This is a genomic window from Salinicola sp. V024, from assembly GCF_052645315.1.
Map to the genome: position 1 here is coordinate 1 of NZ_JBQXYB010000029.1, position 6,624 is coordinate 6,624.

Genomic DNA, 6,624 nt, shown 5'->3' on the forward strand with positions numbered 1-6,624 from the left:
CACTACATCCACTACTACAATCACGAACGCATCAAACTGACACTAAAAGGTCTGAGCCCTGTGCAGTACAGGACCCAGGCCTTGAGAGCCGACTAATTGAACCGTCCAACTTTATGGGGTCAGTTCAGGGACAGCGGCTTTTTAATGGTCGTCAAGTACGCCCCGTACCGATTCTCCGGCGCGGGACGTATTCATTCATGCATTAGCCTGGCATGCTTCTCGGCGTGACGTGGCCTATATCCTTAGGCCACGTTACCGGCTTTCGTTCCCGATTCCTGCTTTTTCTGTCCCCTCTCCTGCTCCTGCGCGATCAGCTTGTTGAGCAACTTCCTAACTTTTACCGGGGCGACATCATTGCTCATCAGCACGGGGTTGAGGCTGAAGAAATCCGTCGTCCTCATCTCCTTGTGCACCGCCTCGATGATCGGCACGTCCTCATCCTCGAAAGCGGCATGCATGGCCTTGATCTTCTGCGCGTTGTATTCGGCATCTTCTTCACGGTGATTGCGTCGCGTGGCGAAGAAGTAATGGGTACGGTCCTGCACTCTCCGGTGTGGTGGTGTGGGGATCGTACTGACCGACGCAGTGGATACCGCAGGTGCTGCGCTTATTGCTTGAATTCAGGCCGACAACAACGGCGTTAATATTAAGCCCCATTTGGTCGAAAACCCTAGCCTCTACCTCGGTTCATGCCTAGCTCTTTATTCTGGAAAATATCGTAAATCGGATGCTTTATGTAATGTTGGCTGTGAAAAATCAGTGACGACTGGAACCCTCCAGCTCCAGTCTCCACTGACATACTCGCTAGTTTTTTAACCTCAAGAAGTGATGCTTACTGAACGGACCGCAGGGAAGACGCCGCAGAGGAAGGATTCCAGTTCTTGGGTGGTATCCAGCGGAAAAACCCCAGCCACATACTGATCCGGACGTACGACCACTACAGCCCCCTTTCGGGAGATTGAACGCTCTTCGAAGATGTCATGATCCTCAAGTATACCAAAAGAATTTTCCATGTCGGTCAGTTGGAAACGCCCCACTTGGGGTTTGAACGCGGACGGCACATCTGACATATCGAAATCAGTATGGGGCTGCTGATAAATTACTTTTGTGTTGAAAAGTTCAGGAGACAGCGAACCCTGCGCCCAGCCTGCCCAATTTTTCAGTACTCGAGACTCACCAGGAACCGCTGAATCCGAAAACACATAGACACGCCAGCGACCATCAGCCGTGTGATGGTGCCCGAGATGGGTTGGCACCAAATCACATACACGACCTACCTGTGCAGATTTAAAACGACGCCCCACCGGATATCCATCAGCTAACTGTTGGTGTCTATCATCGGCAGTGATCATAGACTCCTCGTACTCTGTAAGATAGCCAGCATTGAATTCCGCGTGCTGGGAGTAGAACTCTTCGAGTTCGCGAGGGTCTTGAAATTCATCACTTGGCTGAGCCATGAGGCTGGACCACCGTTTATCGAACTCGATGAGACGATGCGCGATGTCCTTACGTTCCTCAGCATAGGTTCGTAGAAGTCCTTTAGGGCTGTTGCCGGAGAGCACATGGCCAAGCTTCCAGCCAAGATTGAAGCCATCCTGCATGGAAACGTTCATGCCCTGACCTGCTTTGGCTGAGTGAGTATGACAGGCATCACCCGTAATAAATATACGGGGGGCGTCACTTTCGGTCTTGTCTGAAGCTCGGTCGTCAAAGTGATCTGATACGCGGTGGCCGACTTCATAGATCGAGTGCCACACCACATTCTTCACATCAAGCTTATATGGATGCATGATTTCCTGAGCCTGGACAATCACATCCTCAAGTGGAGTTTTACGGACGGCTTGACCATTCCCTTCTGGGACTTCTCCCAGGTCTACATAGAGGCGAAACAGGAATCCCCCTTCCCTTGGGATAAGCAGGATAGTACGACCCGTGCCGGATTTGATGGTGCATTTTTTGCGCACGTCCGGGAAATCGGTGTCGGCATGAATATCCATGACGCCCCAGGCATGGTTGGCCTGGCCACCCCTCAACCTGTAACCTAGTGACTTGCGAACTTTACTCCTCGCACCGTCTGCACCAACCACATATTTAGTGCGGACTCGAACTTTCTGGCCCTCATTGAGGCCTGCCGAGTGGCGTAGTGTAACGTTGATTGGGTACTCGCTGTCCTGATCCTCGGAAACCTCAAAGTCGACAAATTCATATCCGTAATCGGGCTTCATCCGGGTAGGAGCATTCTTCATGAAGCGATTGAAATGATCAATTATCCGAACTTGGGTAATCAGCATCATGGGCCACTCACTGAACTCCGTCGGAAGTTCTCGAACGCTCATATCCCGAACGATATGCTGGGAATTATCAGGATTGGGCTTCCAGAATGCCATATCGGTAATCGTATGAGCTTCTGCGGCAATTTCATGCGCGAACCCAAATGCTTGGAACGTTTCCATGGTTCGAGAGTGGACACCATCGGCGTTTGCCAATTCCAAACGATGACCACGCTGTTCGATCATGCGTGTTTTGACATGCGGGAATCGTGAAAGCTGTGCTGCGATGATAGAACCGGCCGGCCCACTACCAACTATGAGAACATCCATGCTCTCTGGAAGATCCTCAGAACGATCGATCCCGACCCCTTCTACAGGCATGGCCAAAGGATCACCGGTCTCATAGCTTGAAACGTGAAACTGCATGTTATTCCTCCTGCCTATAAAATATAATTAGCGGCACTAAAGTTATTTATTTGTAATATATATTTATGCTCAATATCTTATAAGCGACAATTATTTTAAAATAGAGCTACTACGTTTCGGGAGTCTTTTTCAAGACCACCAATTCGCTGTGTAGCCATGAACAAAATCTCATTTTTTATTTGGAGGAGAGCCTAATAAAAGGATCCTCCAACTACTAAAAGATCAATCTTGATAGTTAAACTTTAGCTGCACCCGCCAACTGGCTTTCTTGAGTCTCGTTTTCATTGGCACGAGGGCGTTTGATCCGCGATTGCAATGTGGGGCTGTCGGTCTGCTTGAGCTCGAAGTTGAACGTGACTTCGGCGAACGGTGCTTCCAGACCGCGTGCCTCGATCTCGGTCAGGTCGTCGATATCGCGAATATCCGCGATCAGCTCATCACGCGTTGCATAGGCGAAGTCGTCATGCAGGTACTCATCATCGGACAGGTTGATCTGCGAGGTCAGATGGCGATAGCCGGGCGCGGAGACAAAGAAGTGAATGTGCGCCGGACGTTGGCCGTGCCGCCCCAATTCGTCGAGTAGCGCCTGCGTGGGGCCCTGCGGCGGGCAGCCGTAGCCGGAAGGCACGATGCTGCGCGCCCGATAGCGGCCCTCGCTGTCGGTGACGATACGCCGGCGCAGGTTGTATTCCGATTGCGAACTATCGAAATAGGAGTAGTTGCCTTGTGTGTTGGCGTGCCAGACATCGACGATGGCACCGGCAATCGGCTGTCCGCTGTCGACATCACGTACCTGGCCTTCCAGCCACATCACCTTGCCGTCGTCGCGTCCGTCATCCATACGCGCGAAGCCTTCGAATAGCGGTGCGCCGGCGACATAGAGCGGGCCCTCGATGGTACGTGGCGTGCCGCCGGCCAGACCGGCCTGTTCGTCCTCGGCGTCCAGGCGCATGTCAATGTAGTGCTCGAAGCCCATCCCCGCAGCCAGCAGACCGGCTTCCTTACTGGTGCCGAGTTCGTTGATGTAGTTCACCGCCGCCCAGAACTCCTCGGGGCGAATATCGAAGTCCTCGATGGTCTGGTACAGGTCGGTGAGCAGACGGTGCACGATCTGCTTGAAGCGCTCGTCGCCACCGCGGGTATCGAAGCCGCTGACGGTTTTCAGGAAGTCGGTGACTTCGGGTGAGTTGGCGATTTTCATGACCATGGTGATTACCTCATTGTTATGATGGTGGGTAGTGAGCTGGCGTGTTCGCTCAGCTATCGTCGTCACGAATCGACGACGGATGCCGACACAGTGGGCTGACGCTGATCTCCATGTAGGGAAACAACGGCAGTCCGCTGATGAGTGCCTGCAGCTCGGCGTTGTCTTCTACGTCAAAGATGCTGACGTTGGCGTAGCTACCGGCGACCCGCCATAGATGTCGCCACTTGCCCTGACGCTGCAGTTGCTGGGAGTACTCCTTCTCTGTCGCCTTGATGCGGTTGGCCTGCTCGACCGGCATGTCGGGTGGCAGTTTGACGGTCATCTCGACCTTGAACAGCATCGTCTATCCTCCTGTTTTCGCTGTATGTGGTCTTGGCTCAATCGTCCTTGCGGCGATAGAAGGCCAGCTTGTCCTCATCGAGCGTGACGCCCAGCCCCGGGCCCTTGGGCAGCTCGACCCCGAACTCGTGGTAGTGCAGCGGCTCGACGACGATGTCGTCCTTGAGCAGTAGAGGACCGAACATCTCGGTACCCCAGGCCATCGGGGCCAAGGTTGCCCAGGCATGTAGAGCGGCAGTAGTGCCGATGGTGCCTTCCAGCATGGTGCCGCCATAGAGGCCGATACCGGCGGCCTGGGCGACGCTGGCGAGTTCCAGGGCGCCGAGCGGGCCGCCGGCCTTGGCGATCTTGAGGGCAAAGGCACCGCTGAAGCCGGATGCCGCCAGATTGAAGCCATCGATGGCATCATTGACGGCCTCGTCGGCGAGCATGGGCACGATGAAGCGCTCGGCCAGGCGCACCAAGCCGGCATGCTGCCGAGCGGGAGTCGGCTGTTCGACGAGCGCGATGCCGGCGTCTTCCAGCGCGGCAATGCCGCGCACTGCCGTGGCTTCGTCCCAGGCCTGGTTGACGTCGACGCGGATACCGGCACGCTCGCCCACGGCTGCCTTGATGGCGCTCACATGACGCACGTCGTCATCCACGCCGTTGGCGCCGATCTTGAGCTTGAAGTCGCAGTGGCGACGATCGTCGAGCCGCTGAAACGCTTCGTCGATGTCGCGTTGCGTGTCGCCGCTGGCCAAGGTCCACAACACCGGCAGGTGCGTCTGACGGGCGCCGCCCAGCAGCTCGGCCACCGACAGTCCGAGGCGCTTGCCCTGCAGGTCGAGCAGCGCCGTTTCCAGCGCCGACTTGGCGAAACCGTTGGCCTTGACGTGACGCTGCATGCGTGCCCGCAGGGCGTTGAGGTTGGCCGTCGACTGGCCGATCAGCAACGGCGCCAGGTAGGCGTCGATGTTGCACTTGATGCTTTCCGGGCTCTCCGGGCCATAGCTCAGGCCGCCGATGGTCGTCGCCTCGCCCAGCCCCTCGAGGCCGTCGGAGTCACGCAGGCGGACGAGCACCAAGGTCTGGCAGGCCATGGTGGCCATCGACAGCTTGTGCGGCCGAATCGTCGGCAGGTCGACCAGCAGGGTTTCGATAGAAGCGATGGTGGCGGGCATGGCGATTCCGACAAGACAGTGAACGATTGATGACAGTCTGATTGCCGGCCACTGCGGAAACCAATATCGTTTGGGTGCCTTGCCATACTCAGGAGGTATTATGGAATTGCGCCATTTACGCTACTTCTGCGCGGTCGCCGAGGAACTCAACCTGACCCGTGCGGCCCAGCGAATGCACATGGCACAGCCGCCTCTGACCCGGCAGATCAAGCAGTTGGAAGCGGAGCTGGGTACGGCGCTGTTCCGGCGTCATACCCGTGGCCTGGTCCTGACGCCCACCGGGCAGTTCTTCTACGAACATGCTCTGCAGATTCTCGAGAAGGTGGACACCACCGTCGCCGCGACCCGTCGCCTGGCGCGCAGCGGCAAGCAGTTGCTTGGCATCGGCTTCGTACCCTCGATCTTCTACAGCGAGCTGCCGGTGCTGATCCGCCAGTTGCGACAAAAGGAGGACATCGAACTGACGCTGAGCGAACTGACCACGATCCAGCAGGTGCAGGCGTTGAAGGCCGGACGCATCGACATCGGTTTCGGCCGGCTGCGCATCGATGATCCCGAGGTCGAGCAGGAGGTGCTCTTCGACGAGCCGATCATTGCCGCCCTTCCCCGCGGTCATGCTCTGGCGCAGTCGCCGCCGACCTTGGCCCAGCTTGCCGAGGTGCCGCTGATCGTCTATCCCGGCACGCCGCGACCGAGTTACGCCGATGTCGTGCTGGGCCTGTTTCGTCGCCGTGGGCTCAAGGTAACGGTCATTCAGGAAGCCAATGAGCTCCAGACGGCAATCGGTCTGGTGGCATCGGAGATGGGCTTCACCCTAGTCCCCGAGCAGGTCAAGCGCCTGCAGCGCGACGATATTGCCTATGTGCCCTTGGCCGAGGGGCACATTACCTCGCCGATTTTATGCAGTCGGCGCAGAGAGCCCCCCTCGGAGTTGTTATGCCACGTCGACGCCCTGCTGCGCCCCCTGGTCGATCGCCATCGACAAGGTTGATGGCCGGTCACCGACAAAAAAGCCGCTGCCCATTTTTTCGGGTGAACTGCACCCCGAAAGTTGGACACCCATCCAACCTTCGGGGTGTTTTTGATGGCGAGATACGACGAGAGCTTCAAGCTGCGGGTTGTTCAGCAGTGTTTACGTGAGGACGTCAGTCAGAGGGATGTCGCTCGCCAGCATGGCCTGGATAAGTCCACCGTACACCAATGGCTGGAAACCTACCGA

At 56.7% G+C, this 6,624-nt stretch carries 8 protein-coding genes; 3 read left to right on the forward strand and 5 right to left on the reverse strand.

The window, feature by feature from the left end; genetic code table 11:
• The coding region (locus tag ACUN9V_RS19720) for an IS3 family transposase (protein ID WP_445512653.1) at positions 1-96 on the forward strand (96 nt) is incomplete at its 5' end.
• 146 nt (positions 97-242) lie between these two features.
• Here ACUN9V_RS19720 and ACUN9V_RS19725 read toward each other — a convergent pair.
• From ACUN9V_RS19725 to ACUN9V_RS19745, 5 genes are all read right to left on the reverse strand, one after another.
• On the reverse strand, positions 243-545 hold the full coding sequence (locus ACUN9V_RS19725) for a hypothetical protein (RefSeq protein WP_445512647.1): 303 nt from the start codon (positions 543-545) through the stop codon (positions 243-245).
• A 273-nt stretch (positions 546-818) separates the two neighbouring features.
• A complete protein-coding gene (locus ACUN9V_RS19730; protein ID WP_445512648.1) occupies positions 819-2,696 on the reverse strand; it encodes an FAD-dependent monooxygenase in 1,878 nt (625 codons plus the stop codon).
• A 235-nt stretch (positions 2,697-2,931) separates the two neighbouring features.
• A complete protein-coding gene (gene catA, locus ACUN9V_RS19735; RefSeq protein WP_445512649.1) occupies positions 2,932-3,903 on the reverse strand; it encodes a catechol 1,2-dioxygenase in 972 nt (323 codons plus the stop codon).
• 49 nt (positions 3,904-3,952) lie between these two features.
• Positions 3,953-4,243, reverse strand: a complete 291-nt coding sequence (gene catC / locus ACUN9V_RS19740; RefSeq protein ID WP_445512650.1) for a muconolactone Delta-isomerase — start codon at positions 4,241-4,243, stop codon at positions 3,953-3,955.
• Positions 4,244-4,280: 37 nt separating this feature from the next.
• Positions 4,281-5,405 carry a muconate/chloromuconate family cycloisomerase gene (locus tag ACUN9V_RS19745; protein WP_445512651.1) on the reverse strand — a complete coding sequence of 375 codons (1,125 nt, stop codon included), beginning with the start codon at positions 5,403-5,405 and terminating at the stop codon, positions 4,281-4,283.
• Positions 5,406-5,505: 100 nt separating this feature from the next.
• Here ACUN9V_RS19745 and ACUN9V_RS19750 point away from each other — a divergent pair, with 100 nt between their 5' ends.
• Positions 5,506-6,396, forward strand: a complete 891-nt coding sequence (locus ACUN9V_RS19750) for a LysR family transcriptional regulator (protein ID WP_445512652.1) — start codon at positions 5,506-5,508, stop codon at positions 6,394-6,396.
• Between the two features lie 93 nt (positions 6,397-6,489).
• Positions 6,490-6,624, forward strand: a 135-nt coding sequence (locus ACUN9V_RS19755) for a transposase (protein WP_445512654.1), incomplete at its 3' end; no start/stop codon positions are given.

Bases quoted from the DNA above. Each gene is read 5' to 3' on its own strand.
- catA (WP_445512649.1), bottom strand. From the start codon at position 3,903: ATGGTCATGAAAATCGCCAACTCACCCGAAGTCACCGACTTCCTGAAA.
- ACUN9V_RS19750 (WP_445512652.1), top strand. From the start codon at position 5,506: ATGGAATTGCGCCATTTACGCTACTTCTGCGCGGTCGCCGAGGAACTC.
- catC (WP_445512650.1), bottom strand. From the start codon at position 4,243: ATGCTGTTCAAGGTCGAGATGACCGTCAAACTGCCACCCGACATGCCG.
- ACUN9V_RS19745 (WP_445512651.1), bottom strand. From the start codon at position 5,405: ATGCCCGCCACCATCGCTTCTATCGAAACCCTGCTGGTCGACCTGCCG.
- ACUN9V_RS19730 (WP_445512648.1), bottom strand. From the start codon at position 2,696: ATGCAGTTTCACGTTTCAAGCTATGAGACCGGTGATCCTTTGGCCATG.